Annotated in this window: 17 protein-coding genes; 6 read left to right on the top strand and 11 right to left on the bottom strand. The window is 48.1% G+C overall.

The features are described from left to right. Positions 1-25: 25 nt before the first annotated feature. Positions 26-679: a tRNA (guanosine(46)-N7)-methyltransferase TrmB gene (gene trmB, locus BZ167_RS15390; protein WP_003152359.1), complete on the bottom strand. Its 654-nt coding sequence runs from the start codon at positions 677-679 to the stop codon at positions 26-28. Between the two features lie 185 nt (positions 680-864). Between trmB and BZ167_RS15385 the strand changes: the two genes are divergently transcribed. Next, positions 865-1,143, top strand: coding sequence for a YtzH-like family protein (locus tag BZ167_RS15385; RefSeq protein WP_003152357.1), 279 nt, complete (start codon positions 865-867; stop codon positions 1,141-1,143). Here BZ167_RS15385 and BZ167_RS15380 read toward each other — a convergent pair whose 3' ends face one another. The 4 genes from BZ167_RS15380 to thpR all read right to left on the bottom strand — a co-directional run bounded on the left by BZ167_RS15380 (position 1,144) and on the right by thpR (position 4,705). Further along, positions 1,144-1,941, bottom strand: a complete 798-nt coding sequence (locus BZ167_RS15380; protein WP_003152355.1) for a phosphotransferase family protein — start codon at positions 1,939-1,941, stop codon at positions 1,144-1,146. Positions 1,942-2,212: 271 nt separating this feature from the next. Further along, positions 2,213-3,142, bottom strand: coding sequence for a YegS/Rv2252/BmrU family lipid kinase (locus tag BZ167_RS15375; RefSeq protein WP_031379299.1), 930 nt, complete (start codon positions 3,140-3,142; stop codon positions 2,213-2,215). A gap of 52 nt (positions 3,143-3,194) precedes the next feature. Next, positions 3,195-4,127: a hypothetical protein gene (locus tag BZ167_RS15370; protein ID WP_015418026.1), complete on the bottom strand. Its 933-nt coding sequence runs from the start codon at positions 4,125-4,127 to the stop codon at positions 3,195-3,197. 26 nt (positions 4,128-4,153) lie between these two features. After that, positions 4,154-4,705 (bottom strand): RNA 2',3'-cyclic phosphodiesterase, encoded by a 552-nt coding sequence (gene thpR, locus BZ167_RS15365; RefSeq protein ID WP_015418027.1) that lies wholly within the window; start codon positions 4,703-4,705, stop codon positions 4,154-4,156. A gap of 89 nt (positions 4,706-4,794) precedes the next feature. Between thpR and cysK the strand changes: the two genes are divergently transcribed. Beyond that, entirely contained in the window at positions 4,795-5,766 is a 972-nt protein-coding gene (gene cysK / locus BZ167_RS15360) for a cysteine synthase A (RefSeq protein ID WP_134816643.1), read from the top strand. 37 nt (positions 5,767-5,803) lie between these two features. On the opposite strand, the gene pepV is transcribed toward cysK, so the two are convergent. Beyond that, positions 5,804-7,195, bottom strand: a complete 1,392-nt coding sequence (gene pepV, locus BZ167_RS15355) for a dipeptidase PepV (protein WP_077392132.1) — start codon at positions 7,193-7,195, stop codon at positions 5,804-5,806. A gap of 95 nt (positions 7,196-7,290) precedes the next feature. Between pepV and BZ167_RS15350 the strand changes: the two genes are divergently transcribed. Beyond that, positions 7,291-8,595, top strand: a complete 1,305-nt coding sequence (locus BZ167_RS15350; protein ID WP_014418668.1) for an NCS2 family permease — start codon at positions 7,291-7,293, stop codon at positions 8,593-8,595. A gap of 33 nt (positions 8,596-8,628) precedes the next feature. Here BZ167_RS15350 and BZ167_RS15345 read toward each other — a convergent pair whose 3' ends face one another. Next, positions 8,629-9,789 (bottom strand): ABC transporter permease, encoded by a 1,161-nt coding sequence (locus tag BZ167_RS15345; protein ID WP_039254170.1) that lies wholly within the window; start codon positions 9,787-9,789, stop codon positions 8,629-8,631. After that, a complete protein-coding gene (locus BZ167_RS15340) occupies positions 9,786-10,490 on the bottom strand; it encodes an ABC transporter ATP-binding protein (protein ID WP_031379302.1) in 705 nt (234 codons plus the stop codon). The genes BZ167_RS15345 and BZ167_RS15340 overlap by 4 nt, the downstream gene beginning before the upstream one ends. Positions 10,491-10,770: 280 nt before the next feature. Between BZ167_RS15340 and BZ167_RS15335 the strand changes: the two genes are divergently transcribed. After that, positions 10,771-10,992, top strand: coding sequence for a DeoR family transcriptional regulator (locus BZ167_RS15335; protein WP_003152337.1), 222 nt, complete (start codon positions 10,771-10,773; stop codon positions 10,990-10,992). Positions 10,993-11,119: 127 nt separating this feature from the next. Here the strand turns inward: BZ167_RS15335 and BZ167_RS15330 are convergent, their stop codons facing one another. Then, entirely contained in the window at positions 11,120-11,839 is a 720-nt protein-coding gene (locus BZ167_RS15330; protein ID WP_007408795.1) for a pseudouridine synthase, read from the bottom strand. A 56-nt stretch (positions 11,840-11,895) separates the two neighbouring features. After that, entirely contained in the window at positions 11,896-13,533 is a 1,638-nt protein-coding gene (locus BZ167_RS15325; protein WP_003152313.1) for a putative polysaccharide biosynthesis protein, read from the bottom strand. Positions 13,534-13,740: 207 nt separating this feature from the next. Between BZ167_RS15325 and BZ167_RS15320 the strand changes: the two genes are divergently transcribed. Together BZ167_RS15320 and opuD are read left to right on the top strand one after the other, a co-directional pair. Next, positions 13,741-15,006 carry a BaiN/RdsA family NAD(P)/FAD-dependent oxidoreductase gene (locus BZ167_RS15320; RefSeq protein WP_007408798.1) on the top strand — a complete coding sequence of 422 codons (1,266 nt, stop codon included), beginning with the start codon at positions 13,741-13,743 and terminating at the stop codon, positions 15,004-15,006. A gap of 179 nt (positions 15,007-15,185) precedes the next feature. After that, positions 15,186-16,721 carry a glycine betaine transporter OpuD gene (opuD, locus tag BZ167_RS15315; RefSeq protein WP_012118228.1) on the top strand — a complete coding sequence of 512 codons (1,536 nt, stop codon included), beginning with the start codon at positions 15,186-15,188 and terminating at the stop codon, positions 16,719-16,721. Positions 16,722-16,760: 39 nt separating this feature from the next. On the opposite strand, the gene BZ167_RS15310 is transcribed toward opuD, so the two are convergent. Further along, positions 16,761-16,943 (bottom strand): sporulation protein Cse60, encoded by a 183-nt coding sequence (locus BZ167_RS15310; RefSeq protein WP_003152309.1) that lies wholly within the window; start codon positions 16,941-16,943, stop codon positions 16,761-16,763. Positions 16,944-17,053: the final 110 nt, after the last annotated feature.

Below are 17,053 nucleotides of genomic sequence, written 5' to 3'. Positions count from 1 at the left end.
CGGCATAAAAAAACAGACTCCCGCATCAGAGTCTGTCTTTTGTTCTCCATTCAACTTCGGCCCGATAAATCGGCTGGCCGAGCGCGGAGAATTTTTCTTCGTATTCTGTCATAATATTGCCCTTCGGATCGCTGTTGTGCAGATCAAGGCTGACTTCCGTCAGAAGCAGGCCGTATTCGGAAAAGCTTTTCAGAGAGTATTCGAATAAACCGCGGTTATCGGTTTTGAAATGAATCTCACCTGTTTCGCCCATCACTTCTTCGTATTTTTTCAAGAACGTTTTAAAAGTTAAACGGCGCTTTTCGTGGCGGTTTTTCGGCCACGGGTCAGAAAAGTTTAAATATACGCGCTTGATTTCTCCCCGTTCAAATACGTCATTCAGTGTTTCCGCGTCTATATTTAACAAACGGACATTGTGAGCCCCGCTGTCCTTAACTTTTTGGACGGCAGTGACGATGACGCTTTTAAACAGCTCAATCCCGATATAGTTGATATCCGGATTCTGCTTGGCCATTCCTGAAATGAACTGCCCTTTTCCGGTACCGACTTCAATATGGATCGGGTTGTCATTGCCAAAGACCGTGTTCCACCGCCCTTTATACTGGGCCGGATCACTGATGGCGATGTCAGCGTTTTCTGCCAGAAAATCATTCGCCCAAGGTTTATGGCGCATTCTCATATGATTGACACCTCTATCTATAATTTCGAGTAACAACATACCATGAAACATAAAGAGCCGCAAGCGCCTTTTAAAGGCGCCGGCCGCATAAAAAAAGAGGCTCCCCGGTCCGGAACACTCATGTGATGCATAAAACCGCACCGCTTTGCACAATGTATGACACAGAAAGGATGTGTATATGAATCATGGGCTTAACAAGCGAACATCAGGTCCGGTTATTAAAGGACATACTGGCCGACCATCAATTGGATTGCTGCGGCACGGTTGCCGAGTATGAACAGCTGGAGCGCGTCATCAAATCACTGATGGCCAACACCGGGCTGGATTCAAATATAAAAAACGTGCTCGAGGATGTCTACCGCTACAGCCAGTCCGGCATCACGGCCGATTCCATCGACACGCATATTCAGGAGCACCAAAACCATTTGTCCCAATGGGTGGAGCAGATGGATTCGTACTCCTGACTACTTGACAATCCGCTTCATCAGGGCATGAAGCTCTTCCATGGCATCATGATACGCTTTGTCGTTTCCTTTTGATTTGTGCCAGGCGATGAAGGTGATGGTCTCCGATAACATGTACCACGCCATCCGCAGCCGAAGCCCTTCCGTGAGCTTCATGCCGTACATCCCAAGCCAGCTGTCCCACGCTGGCTCTTCGACGTAATGATACAATAAAGGGCCGAGATCCATGGCCGGATCAGCTATCATGGCGCCGTCCCAATCTATTAAATACAGCTGGTTGTCTTCAGACAGAAGCCAGTTATTATGATTCACATCACAATGGCAAACGACTTTTTCACCGAATTGCACCTGATCCACATGAGCTTCCAAATAAGCAAGGCCTTCCTGAATAAGCGGCGAAAATTGCCGCACGGCAAAGACGGCCTGCTTCAGCTGCGACAAAAGGGCGCCCGGATCAAGCGGTTCTTTTCCCAATCTTTTCAGCATGTCGAGCAAAGCTTTTGATGTGTGGATTTTGCGGAGCAGCTCAGCCACCGGGCGTCCGCTCATATCCTTTGCCTTCAGCTCCCTGCCCGCCATCCAATGCTGAGCCGTAATGACGTCTCCATTTTCCATCCGTTTCGTCCAAACCAGCTTCGGAACAATGCCTTCGGCGGATAACACGGCTAAAAAGGGCGAGCTATTACGTTTTAAAAAAAGCTGTTGGCCGTTATGTTTCGCATAATATGCATCTCCTGTAGCTCCTCCGGCGGGGAAGATCTCCCAATCGCTACCTAGTAATTGTCCCAACCAGTTCATATCAATGTTCAACCCATCATTTCTTAAAATATTTTAGAATAGGCCTCCAGCCTTTCTCTATTGGCGGAGCGGCCTGTCATAAACAATTTCATGAGAATAAAAAAGACAGCTATTGAGAGTCTCATATGCTAATCAATAGCCGTCCTATAAATTTTAGCGCTACAGCACAAACTTCGTCAAGCAAAACTAGCAAGAACACCTGTGAATTCTGAAGATTTATGCCGCGAACCGCTCCTTTGCCGTAAAACATTTGACGGGTTTCATTTGTTTATTATGTTTTTATTTTCAACGGCGCACCGCCCGGCATAAGCCGAAACGGCGTCGTTCCGATCAGCTCGCCGTCAGCGTGAAACGGAATTTTCCCATCTGTTTCAAAAACGAATTCCTTCCCCTTTATCATCGTCACTCCGTCCATTTTGATATGCCGGCCGAAGCTCATCGCCCATAAAAAACGATACAGCGAGAAAAAGGACAGGTTTTCTGCGACGACAATATCAAAATGGTTTTGACGGGGATTTGCTGAAGGCGCCGCTTTCATGCCGCCTCCGTAATAAGGGTGATTAGCCGCTATGACAAACCAGACATTGCGGAATTCTCGCCTCTGGCCGTCTGCCGTGCAAACAAATCTGAACGGCTGAAACCCCGAGGCCGTATGTAAATGCGCGAGCGGGTAAATCACAAAGCCGAGACGCAAAAGCCGAAGAACGCGCGATAACGGAAAATTCGCCGCTGCCTTCAAAACTGAGGCATCGAAGCCGACAGACAGGTGGTTAATAAAATAAAGTGATTGCGCTTTGTCATGAAAAAAGTTGATGTTTCCCGCAAAAAATTTCCGTGTGAGCGGGCGGTGCAGACTTTTGATTTCTTGGAGGAGCGCCGACTTCTTAATACCGAGCCCTTTGGAAAAGTCATTGTACGAACCGGCGGGCACAAAGGTCAGCTCAATCTGGTCCGTTCCTTTCAGTCCGTTAATGACTTCATGCATCGTCCCGTCACCGCCGATGACGAACAGCCGCTTAAGCTTATGATCCTGCATCATTGAAATCTGTCTCGCCAGCACTTCCGCATGTCCGGGATGCCCGGTCAAAAAAGAACGGTGGCTGACCCCGCGCCTGTTCAGCTCTTTTTGAACTGATTTCCAGACACGCCGGCCCCGCCCGCCTCCTGAGACCGGATTAATAATAAAAAACCATTGACTCATCGTTTGTTTTCACCTGCTTCATAGATGAAGAGACAGCCGGCAAACGTCCGTTTTAATCAAGCCATTCCTGTCTCCGGCTTGAATCGCTTAAGCCGTAAGACAAAAGAGCCTTCGCCGCCTTGAGCTGGTGGTGCTTGATCGGCGCCGTATTTTTCTGCTGCTTTTCCACCCACTCTGCGGCAGTCCGTTTATCAGCTATTTCCAGCCCGTACGGCGGCTCCGGATAATCAATATAAGACGTTCTGCTGAGCAAAAGCTTCCGCACGGGAATGTCGGCCTGCTTTTCTTTTACGATTTGCGAAACGACCGAGCCCGTCCGGTGCAGGCTGAGAGACGGATTCAATACTTGGCGCGTGCTGCCGGAGCCTCTTTCTTCCCAAAAACGGTGTTTTGATCCGATATATACGGTGTCCTCTTCCGCTTCCATAAAAGCGGCGCAGAAAATCTCCAGCGGCGAGATGATGATCATGCTCAGTTCGACGGACGCCTGCTGAATTTGCAGAACCGGATGATACATCACAAAATAGGAATCGGGCAGCTTTTGAGCCAGCATTTTTAACATCCCGTCCCTTTTGACCGCCTGTGAAAGCTCAGACTTTTGAGAAAGCGTGGAGCTCGCCCATTTTAATTGAAAGTCATACAGCTGATCTTTGAAAAAAGGCGCGAGCTCAGACTTTCGAGACGGGAGATTCCCGAACAGCGCCTCTTCTCCCTCCGGCTCATCAAACCATTGGTGCCTCTTTTCATTTATATCGGCCGTATTTTCTTCTTTTCTCTTTTTTAAGGAAAATTTTTTCCTGGCCGGCGCTTGATCGGTTTCCCCGCCGGCAGCCGTTTCCGTTTCTTTTTCTTCCGTCATCCGGTCAAACGCTTCAAGAAGCGCCTCAAAGCGTTCTTTCTTCAGCCGGATAAACTGGTTCATATAATGATATGGATCAAGTTCATATCTGGATATGCAGTCGTGAATTTTGATGATCTGTGCCATGTGATTTCTCCACTCCGAATATTTGTTTATGTCAATTGAAACTGTGCAATTTCTTCGTATTTAGGCGACCGGTCAAGATGGGTCTGAAACAGGGAAAACCGGCTGACGGCACTTTGCACCCTGCCGCTTTCAAACGGCACATCGTCAGGAAACGGCCGGTCTCCCGCCCACTTCCGCGCCATCGTCATATGAGGGTGATACGGGCGTTTTTCCACTTGAAAACCAGCTTTCAAAACAGCCTGTTTTGTTTTTTCCCGCAAATCAAAGAGCAGTTCATTCCGTTCGGGCTCAAGGTGAAGCACTCTCGGCTGTCTGCGGTCGCCGAAAATATCCAGATGCTGAAACTGTACGGTAAACGGCTGCGCTGCCGACGCAGCATCTGCGAGCAGCGACGATAATTTCGCAAGCCGTTCTTCATCCGCGGCTCCGAGAAAAATGAGTGTAATATGATAGTCATGCGGGTGCACCCATTTTTTGAATGTTAACGCCGGCTCCTTTTTGGCTGCTTCCCAAATCGGTTCAGCAATGTCAGCCGGAATCGGAATGCCGATAAAATAATGCGGCAATGAAGCTTTCATACGAGGATCTCCCCCTCTTTGGTTATGGTGTTATTATAAAACGGATAAGCGGAGAGGAGAACCCTGTCCGCTCATTATGATAGGATATTATGTACCGAACGTTTTATACAGAAAGGAATGAGCCGGTCTTGAAAATCGTAAACAGCACGGCGGAGCTGATCGGCGGCACACCGATCGTAAAGCTCAATCGTCTTCAGCCAGAACATGCAGCGCAGGTCTATTTAAAATTAGAATCGTTTAACCCGAGCGGCAGTGTCAAAGACAGAGCGGCTTACAATATGATCATTGAGGCGGAAAACAGCGGGCATTTAAAACCCGGCTCTGTCATCATCGAACCGACAAGCGGCAACACAGGCATCGGCCTGGCGATGAACGCGGCGGCGCGCGGCTACAAGGCAATCCTCGTCATGCCTGACACGATGACGAAAGAACGCATCAACCTCCTGAAAGCGTACGGCGCGGAGGTTGTGTTAACACCGGGGGCGGAAAGAATGCCCGGCAGCATCAAAAAAGCGAAAGAACTCGCCGAACAGATTCCGGGAAGTTTTATCCCTATGCAATTCGATAACGGCGCAAATCCAGATGCCCACCGAAAAACGACAGCCATTGAAATCTATCAGGCCGTTCAGCAGCTCAACAGACCGCTCGGTGCTTTTGTGGCAACGGCGGGAACGGGCGGAACCATTACCGGAACTGGAGAAACGCTGAGGGAGCTTTTCCCGGATATGATTGTTCATGTCGCCGAGCCGGCGGGATCTCCCGTCCTGTCTGGCGGAAAACCCGGAGCCCATAAGCTTGTCGGGACAAGCCCCGGATTTATTCCCGGCATACTGAATCAGGACGTTTACGATGAAATCATGAAAATATCTGATGAAGATGCGTATACGACAACACGCCGTCTGGCCCGGGAAGAAGGCATACTCGTCGGACCGTCTTCAGGCGCCGCCTGCTTCGCCGCCATTGAAACCGCAAAACGACTCCCTTCCGAACAGATCGTCATCTGTATGACGGCCGATACGGGAGAACGTTATTTATCAACGGATTTATGGTCATTTGAATGATAAAAAGGGATGCCGCTTTCGGCGTCCCTTTTTATTATCACTTGGCAAGCTCATAAATGGCTTCGGCATATAAAGCGGTTGACCGGAGAAGGTCATCGATTTCAATGTACTCATCCTTTTGATGCGCGCTGTCAGGCCGGCCGGGGAACAGCGGCCCGAACGCGACGCCCGCCGAAAGGGATCTCGCATACGTTCCTCCGCCGATTGAAATCAGATCCGCTTTCTTTCCCGTCTGTCCTTCGTAAACCTTTTGAAGCGTCTTTACGAGCGGATGATCGGCAGAAACGTGGTGCGGTTTGCTGTCTTTAAATTCTTCAAGCCGGAATTCTTCAGCAGACGTAAAAGCATCACGGATGACTTTGCTGTCTGAAGTGACGGGATAACGGATGTTGATGCCGAGTTCTCCTTCCTCACCCTTTCTGTATGTAAAGGTGCCGACATTCAATGTAAGCTCTCCGCTGATGTCATCCCTGCAATCAATTTTCAGCTTTTTGCCTCGTGTATCATTTAAAAAATAGTCACTGACGGTTTTGACAAAGTTCTTTCCAGCTTCATCCAGATCTGTTCCATTAAGGCATTCAGCAAGCTTTAAGCCGGCATTAACACCATTATCCGGTTCCATCGCGTGGCATGATTTTCCGTATACCCGAAGCGTCAGTTTTCCATTTTCCGAAACTGCTTCACCCTGTGTTTTTGACTGCTCAAGCCATTTGCTGAAATATGCGTGCACGGCATCAAGACCGTCCCCTTCAATAACCGCTTCAGCCGCATCCGGCACCATGTTCAAGCGCAGTCCTGAACGGAATGACAGAAGCCCGTTTTTTGCGTCTTTGTCAGAAGCGCTTTTTACAATGCGCAGTGATGCATCTATAATTCCTTTTTCCGCGTTAATGATTGGAAAATCCGCGTCAGGAGCAAAGCCGATGTCAGGCATTTTTTCGTGTTTGAAGTAGTGATCCACGCATCTCCAATCACTTTCTTCATCCGTTCCGATGATGATTCTCACGCGTTTGGATAAAGGGAGCTGCATGTCTTTGACGATTTTCAGCGCATAAAACGCCGCCATTGTCGGCCCTTTATCATCTATGGCGCCTCTGGCATATATCCGGCCGTCCCTGATATCGGCTGAAAACGGATCGCTCGTCCAGCCGTCTCCGGGCGGAACGACATCGACGTGGCACAGAACGCCGACGATTTCGTCACCCGTTCCCCATTCAATATGGCCCGCATAGCCATCAAGATTCTTTACGGTGAAGCCTTCTTTTTCACCGAATTCCAGCAGTGACGTCAGGCTGGCATTGACGCCTTCTCCAAACGGCCGGCCGGGACCGGCTGTTGATTCGTCCATTACGCTGTTGATCTGCAAAAACTTCTGCGTGTCACGGATCAGATCTTCTTTGTTTCTGATGACTTCAACTTCCCAGTTCATCACAAATCCCCTTTCTTGATAAAGACTTGCAAAATGTCGATAAAACGAATAATATAGATGATGTTTTGAAAAAATGTTCGTCATTGGAGGTACTTATGTTTCATCTCGACAAGCATCAAACGACAATAAAAAGAGAAATTACCGCGGGATTGACCACCTTTTTCACAATGGTGTATATCATTGTCGTCAATCCGGTGATCCTTTCCAATGCGGGAATTCCGTTTGACCAGGTGTTCACCGCGACGATTATCGCTTCCATTGTCGGAACTTTATGGATGGCTCTCGCTGCGAATTTTCCGATCGCCATTGCCCCCGGCATGGGCTTAAACGCGTATCTTGCCTTTCACGTTGTCGGCACAGGCAGCGGCATTACGTATCAGACGGCTTTCAGCGCCGTTTTTATCGCGGGAGTCATCTTTATTATTTTATCGTTAACGCCTTTAAGAAAACAACTTATAGAAGCGATTCCGGACAATTTAAAATACGGAATTACGACCGGCATCGGCTTATTTATCGCTTTTATCGGCTTACGCCAATCCGGAATCATCACGGCTGATAAATCTAATCTGGTCGCACTCGGCGATCTTCATTCGCCCGCCGTCATTTTAACGCTTATCGGACTTATCATCAGTATTGTACTGATGGTGCTGAATGTTAACGGGGCTCTGTTCATCGGCATGGCGCTGACCGCTATCATTGCCTTTTTGACCGGACAGATCCATTTCGCGAAAGGATTCATGTCCTTCCCGCACCTGCCGGAGGGGCTTTTGATCACAAATCCGTTCGGAGCCCTCGGGGATGTCGTGCATCACGGTCTGTACGCCGTTGTGTTTTCTTTTCTTCTCGTTACGATTTTTGACACGACCGGCACCATGATCGGTGTCGCCGAACAAGCGGGACTGATCAAAAACAATCAGCTGCCGAATGCCAGAAGAGCGCTTTTGGCTGATTCGACCGCTACGACGGTGGGAAGCATCTTCGGCACCAGCCCGACGACCGCGTTCGTTGAATCTTCAGCAGGTGTGGCGGCCGGCGGAAGAACGGGTCTGACGGCGCTGACGATTGCGGTTATGTTTGCCGTTTCCATGTTTTTCAGCCCGCTTGTCAGCGTCTTATCGGAAGTGTCAGCGATTACGTCACCGGCTCTGATTATTGTCGGCAGCCTGATGATGGGTGCTGTGTCGAATATCCGCTGGAATGAGCTTGATGAAGCGTTCCCGGCCTTTCTCGTCATTTTGGCGATGCCTTTAACGTCCAGTATTTCAACCGGAATCGCACTCGGCTTCATTTCATATCCGCTTGTTAAAGCAGCTAAGAAAAAATGGCGCGAAATCCATCCTTTAGTCATCATCTTCGCCGTGCTGTTTTTTATTCAGCTTTTTATTTTGAACGGACATTAAGAAAAATCCCTTTCCTTTTTCGGAAAGGGATTTTCACATATAAAGAACGGAAAGAATCGCGGCAATGAGACACCAGGCGGAACAGATGACTTGGATGACGGTTAATGCGCTGTTTCGCGCCCTGAAATAGTCATCACTGTCTCTCTTGATACCGCTTAAAACCGGTTTATCCATGATCCGGTCAAATAAAAGTGACGCGGCATAGCGGCTGACGATCGCAAACAAAATGAGAACTGCCGGCTTGACTAAGAGCGGAAGAACGAGAATAAGAGCTGTAAAAGCCGCGGTTAAAAGGTAAAGCTGCCGGAGATACCCGCCGTTTCGGATCAGCACTTTAAAGAACAATTCTTTCCACGCCGTATACGCCGACCGTTTTGTAAAGATGTGCTTTGAGCCGGGATATAAAAACGGCTTGCTCCGCCCTTTATGTTTACCATTCGGGAGCTGCACATCATGGCTGAGCATCAAAACAGAGGCCGCGAATGAAAGCTTGCGCCTGTTCTCCTCAAGCACTTCTTCCTCAAAGGCTGATAATGTCTCCGTCCCTTTCCGAGTCAAAAGAGCGGAACAGATGAACAATATACATCCCGCCGGCCAAAGCCAATACCATTCGGCGGCAAAGACGATCATAAAAAACGCACCCGCCATCAGAACCATCACTTTCAGCCAGCCCGCCGCCTGATTCCCGAATGTCCGCCTGCTGTTTTTTCTGTGCCGGTGCACCGCTAATATTGCAGTATGGAAGCCGAACAGACAGCAAAACATACCCGAATATGCCGGTAAGGTACAGTCACCGTATTGGCGCCATAAGGGAAATAACAATACGGCAAGCGCACCCCATTTGATAAGGGAAAGGAACATCGAATACAAAAGCGCGTACCGTTTCAGCTTTTGCATCAGATGTTTTGCATGCACCAAAAATACGTGATCCGCTTCCAGCAAAAAGGTATGAATAAAACCCGTGCACAACAGCAGGGCACTGAATACATACAGCCAGCCCCATCCTAATACTCCTGCCGCTCCATTAAGAAGCCCCCTGCCGTTCAGCCATTCAGCATATTGATAAACGGCAAATGCGGCAGCGGGAAGAACGATATACAGCGCGACCGTCCAATCAATGACCGTCTGAAACACCTTCCATTGATACCGCCAATAATGAAACAGCCTTTGAAAAAACAAAGCCCGCCCAGTCATCGCTGACTGCTCCGAACCGCTGAATAAAAGCAATCCAGCAGTGAACGGCTCCCCGTTTTTTCCTGAAGCTCCTCTAACGTGCCTTGAAGAAGCAGAGCGCCCTGATCCAGCAAATAAAACCGGTCGCAGATTTTTTCCGCCGTATCCAGAACATGAGTGCACATCAAAATTCCCGCGCCCCTTTCTTTCTCAGCAATCAGCATGTCGGTAAACAGCTTCGTTGAGATCGGATCAAGTCCGATAAAAGGCTCATCAATGATGTAAATATCCGGCTTCGCCAAAAATGCCTGTATAAGCATCAATTTTTGCTGCATCCCTTTTGAAAAACCGGAAGGCAAATCATGTGTTACAGACGTCAGCGAAAACTCTTCAAGCAGCCGCCCTGCCCGTTCACGGCACTCTTCCCCTTCCATGCCCCGCAATGACCCGGTCAGCTCGAGATGCTCCCAAAGCGTCAGTTCATCGTAAAAACTCGGACGCTCCGGTATGTAAGCATAAGATGAATCATTCCACTCAATTCCGCCCTCTATATCCCGGGACAGCCCGAGAACCGCCTTTATCACTGTGCTTTTCCCCGCGCCGTTCGCTCCGATTAAACCGGCAATTTCACCAGCGTTGACTGACAGAGATACATCAGAAATCACCTTCGGCCTGTCAGCATAACCGGCGCAGACAATGTTTGCATTCAATAATTCTCCCAAACTTCTCACTCCCCCGTTTTCATACGGACATGTATAAAAAAAGTTTCAGTTTCCATAATAATAAAAGCGGACCGAGCATAGTAATGCACCAAGGCGGCACTCATTTGGAAAAAATTATCTGCGCTTATTCCTAGATTCATGTTGTCCATATCGTGTATAATGGAGGCAGTTAAAAGAGAAAAAACAGAATGTCATCCTTTGTTGCTTATTCGTACGAAGTTTTAGAGTCGAAAGTTGTGGTATATCAAGTCCATCCGATCTTATGATAGGGAGTGGTTTTTTGAAACCTTCAACAAATCGTATGCTGACTCGGATTAAATCAGTTTACATGTTCATCCAGGAAAAAGGCCTTGTGACAACACAGGAACTGGTTGATGAATTCGGCATTACACCTAGAACCATTCAGCGAGACTTAAATGTGTTAGCATACAATGATCTTGTTCATAGTCCTAGCCGAGGCAAGTGGGAGACAACACGAAAAAAAGTGAAAATTACATCTTAAGCGAACAATTACATAAGGCCCTTTTCGGCCTGACATGCTGCAAGGCAAAGCAGCGTCTTTGCCTTGTTTTTTGTTCCTCTATATAAAAAGCCCAAAACAAATCTGTTTTGGGCTTTTCTGATATCGATTACACTTCAGCGCCTCTCAGCGTTTCGAGCTCTTCTTCAGTCAGCTCGCGGAATTCTCCCGGTTTAAGATCCGGGTCAAGAGAAACAGCCCCCATCGAAAGCCGCTTCAAATAAGCCACTTCATTTCCGACAGCCTTTGCCATCAGCTTCACCTGATGATATTTGCCTTCTGTAATGGTCAAATGAATCACCGTTTCATCCGGGCTTTCTGTAATGATTTCAACGGCTGCCGGCTTCGTTTTATAGCCTCCTTCAATGACGACGCCTCTTTCCAGATGAACGATGTCTTCCGGTGACAGAGGCGAGGTTAACCGGACCTCATATGTTTTAGGCACATGCTTTTTCGGAGAAAGCAGGCGATGAGCGAGCTGCCCGTCATTGGTCAGAAGCAAAAAGCCTTCCGTATCCTTATCAAGACGTCCCGCCGGAAACGGTTCAAATCGCTGTTCTTCAGGCGTCAGCAGATCAACCACCGTTTGCTGGCGGCTGTCTTCGGTAGCGGACAGGACTCCTTGCGGCTTATTCATCATGACATAAATAAATTCACGATAGTCTGCCGGCTCTCCGTATACCGTGATGTCCTGTTTTTCCGGATCGACATGGGTTTTCACATCTTTCGCCGGCTCTCCGTCAATCATGACAGCCCCGGCCTTGACGATTTTTTTCACATCTTTTCTTGAGCCGAATCCGCTGTTGGCAAGCAGTTTATCAAGTCTCATCCTGATCCTCTCCTTTAAAAAGAAAAGCCCGCGATAAGCGGACTATTCATTATTTCTCAATGGGCGGAATGCCTGCCTCTCCTCAAAACACGGGGCAGACGGTTTCCAAACATTTTCTGTAAAAATCCGATTCGGTACGCGGCAAACATGTACACCGCACCGCCGACAGCGGCGCAGACAAAGACGACAATCGCCGCATGCACCTGGCCGCTTTGGTATGTTACAAAGAAACTGAGCAGCCATTGAGTCAGCTTGACCGCGACTCCCATCACGACGGACAGGACTGCGATTAAAATGACCCGTTTTATAAGTACCGTATACGAATAGCCCGCATGGCGCTTAATCATAATAAAACCGTACAGAAGAGAAGCGATATAACCGAGCGCCGTTGCCAAGATGGCCCCGTCTCCCTGAAACAGCTTGATCAGCGGCACGTTCAGCACCACTTTTATAATGACGCCGATGAAAAGGCTCACGACAGCAAATTTCTGCTTATTAATCCCTTGCAGGATCGCGGCGTTTACGGTAAACAGAGAAAACAGAATCGCGACAGGCGCGTACCAGAACAATATATCCTGTCCGATATCCGGGCGAAGACTTTCAGAGCCGTAGAAGAACGTATAGGCCGGACCCGATAACACGGACATCCCGACAACTGCGGGAATAACCAAAAACAGAATGATTTGCATCGTCTGGTTAATCTGCTGGTTCAAAAGCTTATAATTCCTGCTCGTAAACGATTCAGTAATCGTCGGAATCAGCGTCAGACCGAAAGCGGTCGCCAGAGAAACCGGGATCATGACAAGCTTCGGCACATAAAGAGTGACAATCGCAAGCATGTCCTGGCTGATATCCTTATGGCCTGCCGCAATCATCGCTTTATTAAACGTATTCGTATCGATATAAGAATACAAAGGAATCGCCAGTCCGACAAATACGTAAGGAGCGGCATAACTGAAAAGCTCAATGAACATTTTTTTATAACTTAAGTTCGCAGACGGGACGAGATTCGGCTTCATCGCCAGAAGATCGCCCTTCCGCTTATTCCAGTAAATATAAAGGACGACAAGCCCTCCGAATGATCCGATCAGCGCCGCGAAAGTCGCGTATCCGACTGCGATGACAAGGCCGCCGTTGATCACTCTTAAAATCAAATACGTGGCGCCCAATAAAAAGATGATCCGGGCAAGCTGCTCCACAACCTGTGAAACGGCTGTCGGCCCCATCATCTGATGACCTTGGAAAAAACCGCGCACAAGACTCATAATCGGCACGACCAAAAGTGCCAGACTCACCATCCGGATGACATAAACGACGTGGTCAATCGTAAGTCCGTTGTTACTCGTGCCGCCGAGAGATGTTTCCGCAAAAAACGGCGCCGAAATATAAAGAATTGAAAAAGCGATCATCCCGGTTACGAGCATAACCGACATTCCCGCTCTCAGCATCCGCCTGCTTGTCTCATAGTCTCCCTTGGAATTATATTTCGAGACAAATTTTGAAACCGCGGCGGGAAATCCCATCGTGGCAATGTTTAAAAACAGTGTATATTGATTATATCCGTATTGAAACAAAGCTCCGCCCGTCGCTCCGACCATCGCTCCGAACGGGATCAGATAAATCATCCCTAAAATCCGCGATATATAGGTGCCGAGCGTCAGCACGAACGTGCCCCTTAACAATTTGCTTGACATGTTTCCTCATCACCATTTTCTACGAAGATTCAACTTTTCTATTTTAACACAACTGGGCAATTAGACGGTAATAATTACAGCGGGAAACTTTTTGGGAAAACTCTTTAAAAAACAAAATACGTTTAAGGATTCCCTTTCTTTCGCTATAATAGCAGAAAGCGGACATTTCCGCCTATTATACGTGAAAAAGAAAGTTGTTGATGAAAGATGAAACATTATGACGTGATTGTGATCGGCGGCGGCCCGTCCGGTTTAATGGCTGCGATTGCGGCAGGCGAAGAAGGCGCGGACGTATTATTAATCGATAAAGGAAACAAGCTGGGACGGAAGCTGGCGATTTCCGGCGGCGGGCGCTGCAACGTGACCAACCGCCTCCCCGTTGAAGAAATCATCAAACACATCCCCGGCAACGGCCGCTTTTTATACAGCGCGTTTTCCGAATTTAATAATGAAGATATCATCGCCTTTTTTGAAAAACTCGGCATTCAGCTGAAAGAAGAAGACCACGGGCGCATGTTCCCGGTGACGGACAAAGCACAAAGCGTTGTCGATGCGCTTTTGAACCGATTAAAACAACTGAATGTCACCATCCGTACAAATGAAAAAATCAAAGAAGTGCGGTACGAGAACGGCAGGACAGCAGGCATTACGACAAACAATGACGAACACATTAACGCAGACGCCGTCATTATCGCGGTCGGCGGAAAATCAGTCCCGCATACCGGCAGCACCGGAGACGGCTATGCATGGGCGGAAGCGGCCGGTCATACCGTGACCGAACTCTTTCCGACGGAAGTGCCGGTTACGTCGTCAGAACCGTTTATTAAACAAAAAACACTTCAGGGGCTGTCTCTTAGAAACGCGGCCGTCAGCGTTCTGAATAAAAAAGGCAAACCAATCGTCACACACGTGATGGACATGCTGTTTACCCATTTCGGCTTGTCAGGCCCCGCCATTCTCCGCTGCAGCCAGTTTGTCGTCAAAGAACTGAAAAAGCAGCCAGAGGTCAAACTCCGCATCGATCTGTTTCCCGGCATCAACGAGGAAGAGTTATTTCAAAAGATGCACAAGGAACTGAAAGACGCACCGAAAAAAGCGCTCAAAAACGCGCTGAAGCCGTGGATGCAGGAACGGTACCTGCTTTTTCTTCTGGAACGGAACGGTCTTGATCCGCAGACAAGCTTTACGGAACTGCCGAAGGATCAATTCAGGGCTTTTGTCAAAGACTGCAAACAATTTACGGTTGCCGCTGACGGAACGCTTTCTTTGGACAAAGCGTTTGTCACAGGCGGAGGTGTTTCCGTAAAAGAGATTGAGCCGAAACAAATGGCGTCTAAAAAAATGGAAGGCTTATATTTTTGCGGAGAAATACTCGACATTCACGGCTATACCGGGGGCTACAATATCACTTCAGCCTTTGTTACGGGGCGTCTCGCCGGTTTGAATGCAGGACGTTTCTCACGCTCGCTCTAAATGGTTTAAAGCGCACTTACCTGAGCGTCCCCGTTGATAATTGACCAAAAACATGATAGAGTTTTCTGCGTTTTGTTTCACCTGATTGAGGGAATAGGAAGAAAGGAATGATCTGCAATCGTACGACCATACTAAAACAAAATGGCGTATTGAAAAAAATAGTCAGAGGGTGAGAACGTTTGAAGAAGAACATCTCCAGTGTTTTTTGGATTGTGATTGTCATCACAGCCGCTGCGGTTTTATGGGGGGCCATTTCTCCTGACAGCCTGCAGCAAGTCACTGATACGGCACAAAAATTTATTACGGATTCTTTCGGCTGGTATTATCTGCTGGTCGTTTCTATATTTGTCGGTTTCTGTCTCTTTCTCATTGTGAGTCCGATCGGCACAATAAAACTCGGAAAACCCGGGGAAAAACCGGAATTCGGCTTATTATCTTGGTTTGCCATGCTTTTCAGCGCGGGCATGGGAATCGGTTTGGTATTTTACGGGGCTGCGGAACCGATCAGCCATTACGCCATCAGCTCTCCCTCAGGTGAAACAGAAACGCCCCAAGCATTTCGTGATGCGCTCCGGTACACATTTTTCCACTGGGGGCTGCACGCTTGGGCCATCTATGCGGTTGTCGCTTTATGTATCGCATATTTTCAATTCAGAAAAGACGCGCCCGGTTTGATCAGCAGCACACTGACACCGCTTTTGGGCGATAAAGTAAACGGGCCGATCGGCAAAGCGATTGACTGTATCGCCGTGTTTGCGACCGTTGTCGGTGTGGCGACAAGCTTAGGGCTCGGAGCGACTCAGATCAACGGCGGTCTGCATTATTTATTCGGCATTCCGAAAACATTTTCCATTCAGCTGATCCTGATCGCTGTCGTGACCGTGTTATTTTTGATTTCTGCGTGGAGCGGAATCGGCAAAGGGATTAAATACTTAAGCAATACCAACATGGCGCTCGCGGCTATTTTAATGATCTTTATGCTCATTGCAGGTCCGACGGTGCTGATTATGAACTCATTTACCGATTCTATCGGCCAATACATCCAAAATATCGTGCAGATGAGCTTTCGCTTGTCTCCGAATGATCCCCAAAAACGCGAATGGATTAACAGCTGGACCATTTTCTATTGGGCCTGGTGGATATCCTGGTCGCCGTTTGTCGGCATTTTTATCGCCCGTGTATCAAGGGGCCGGACGATCCGGGAATTTTTAATCGGGGTGTTGGTGACACCTTGTATATTGGCTTTCTTATGGTTTGCGATCTTCGGTGTATCCGCGATGGATCTTCAGCAGAAAGGCGTATTCAATGTCGCGGGAATGTCAACGGATACGATGCTGTTCGGCGCACTCAGCCACTATCCGCTGACAATGGTGACATCCGTATTAACGCTTGTTCTGATCGCTGTATTCTTTATTACATCAGCGGATTCAGCGACATTTGTGCTTGGAATGCAAACGTCTTACGGCTCATTAGACCCGTCAAACCGGGTGAAAATCATCTGGGGCGTCATCCAGTCCGCCGTGGCAGCGGTTTTGTTATATTCCGGCGGTCTGGCCGCACTGCAAAACACGGCCATTCTCGCCGCGGTTCCGTTTTCAGTCGTGATCCTTCTGATGATCGTGTCTCTGTACAAGTCATTAGCGAGCGAGAGAAAAGGAATTAAACAAGCGGAGAAATACCAAAAACCAAGAAGTCCCCGCGTCAAAAAAGCATAATGAACAACGAAGCCCGGCATTTCGTCCGTCCGGGCTTCTTTATTTTCGGTATAAAATGAGAGCGGAAAAACAATAAAGCTGCTCACCTTCAGGATCACAGGCCGCCGCTACCGTATATTTAATATCAACGAGCTGTTCATCAGAAATCCCCTTTAAAAATGTATTGACTTCAGTCTGCAGATCCTTTTCATGCTCCTCATCAAAAACAGCTATCTTCAGCACATCACCCTCTCCTTTCTCTATCAATTTATTCCGGTTCAATTGAAATATGATAGAGAAAAACAGATTTTCTTTTTTACTGATTTTTACTAAAAGTAACCAAAAATAGTTAT

The organism is Bacillus sp. 275, from assembly GCF_001999205.1.
Classification (GTDB): Bacteria; Bacillota; Bacilli; order Bacillales; family Bacillaceae; genus Bacillus; species Bacillus velezensis.
This window is presented reverse-complemented; position numbering and strand designations above follow the sequence as displayed.

Coding starts and splice junctions, on each gene's coding strand:
- BZ167_RS15330 (WP_007408795.1), bottom strand. CDS start 11,839: ATGAGACTTGATAAACTGCTTGCCAACAGCGGATTCGGCTCAAGAAAA.
- thpR (WP_015418027.1), bottom strand. CDS start 4,705: ATGAAAGCTTCATTGCCGCATTATTTTATCGGCATTCCGATTCCGGCT.
- pepV (WP_077392132.1), bottom strand. CDS start 7,195: ATGAACTGGGAAGTTGAAGTCATCAGAAACAAAGAAGATCTGATCCGT.
- BZ167_RS15380 (WP_003152355.1), bottom strand. CDS start 1,941: ATGAACTGGTTGGGACAATTACTAGGTAGCGATTGGGAGATCTTCCCC.
- BZ167_RS15345 (WP_039254170.1), bottom strand. CDS start 9,789: ATGACTGGGCGGGCTTTGTTTTTTCAAAGGCTGTTTCATTATTGGCGG.
- BZ167_RS15320 (WP_007408798.1), top strand. CDS start 13,741: ATGAAACATTATGACGTGATTGTGATCGGCGGCGGCCCGTCCGGTTTA.
- BZ167_RS15325 (WP_003152313.1), bottom strand. CDS start 13,533: ATGTCAAGCAAATTGTTAAGGGGCACGTTCGTGCTGACGCTCGGCACC.
- trmB (WP_003152359.1), bottom strand. CDS start 679: ATGAGAATGCGCCATAAACCTTGGGCGAATGATTTTCTGGCAGAAAAC.
- BZ167_RS15385 (WP_003152357.1), top strand. CDS start 865: ATGGGCTTAACAAGCGAACATCAGGTCCGGTTATTAAAGGACATACTG.
- cysK (WP_134816643.1), top strand. CDS start 4,795: ATGTACCGAACGTTTTATACAGAAAGGAATGAGCCGGTCTTGAAAATC.
- BZ167_RS15375 (WP_031379299.1), bottom strand. CDS start 3,142: ATGAGTCAATGGTTTTTTATTATTAATCCGGTCTCAGGAGGCGGGCGG.
- BZ167_RS15370 (WP_015418026.1), bottom strand. CDS start 4,127: ATGGCACAGATCATCAAAATTCACGACTGCATATCCAGATATGAACTT.
- BZ167_RS15350 (WP_014418668.1), top strand. CDS start 7,291: ATGTTTCATCTCGACAAGCATCAAACGACAATAAAAAGAGAAATTACC.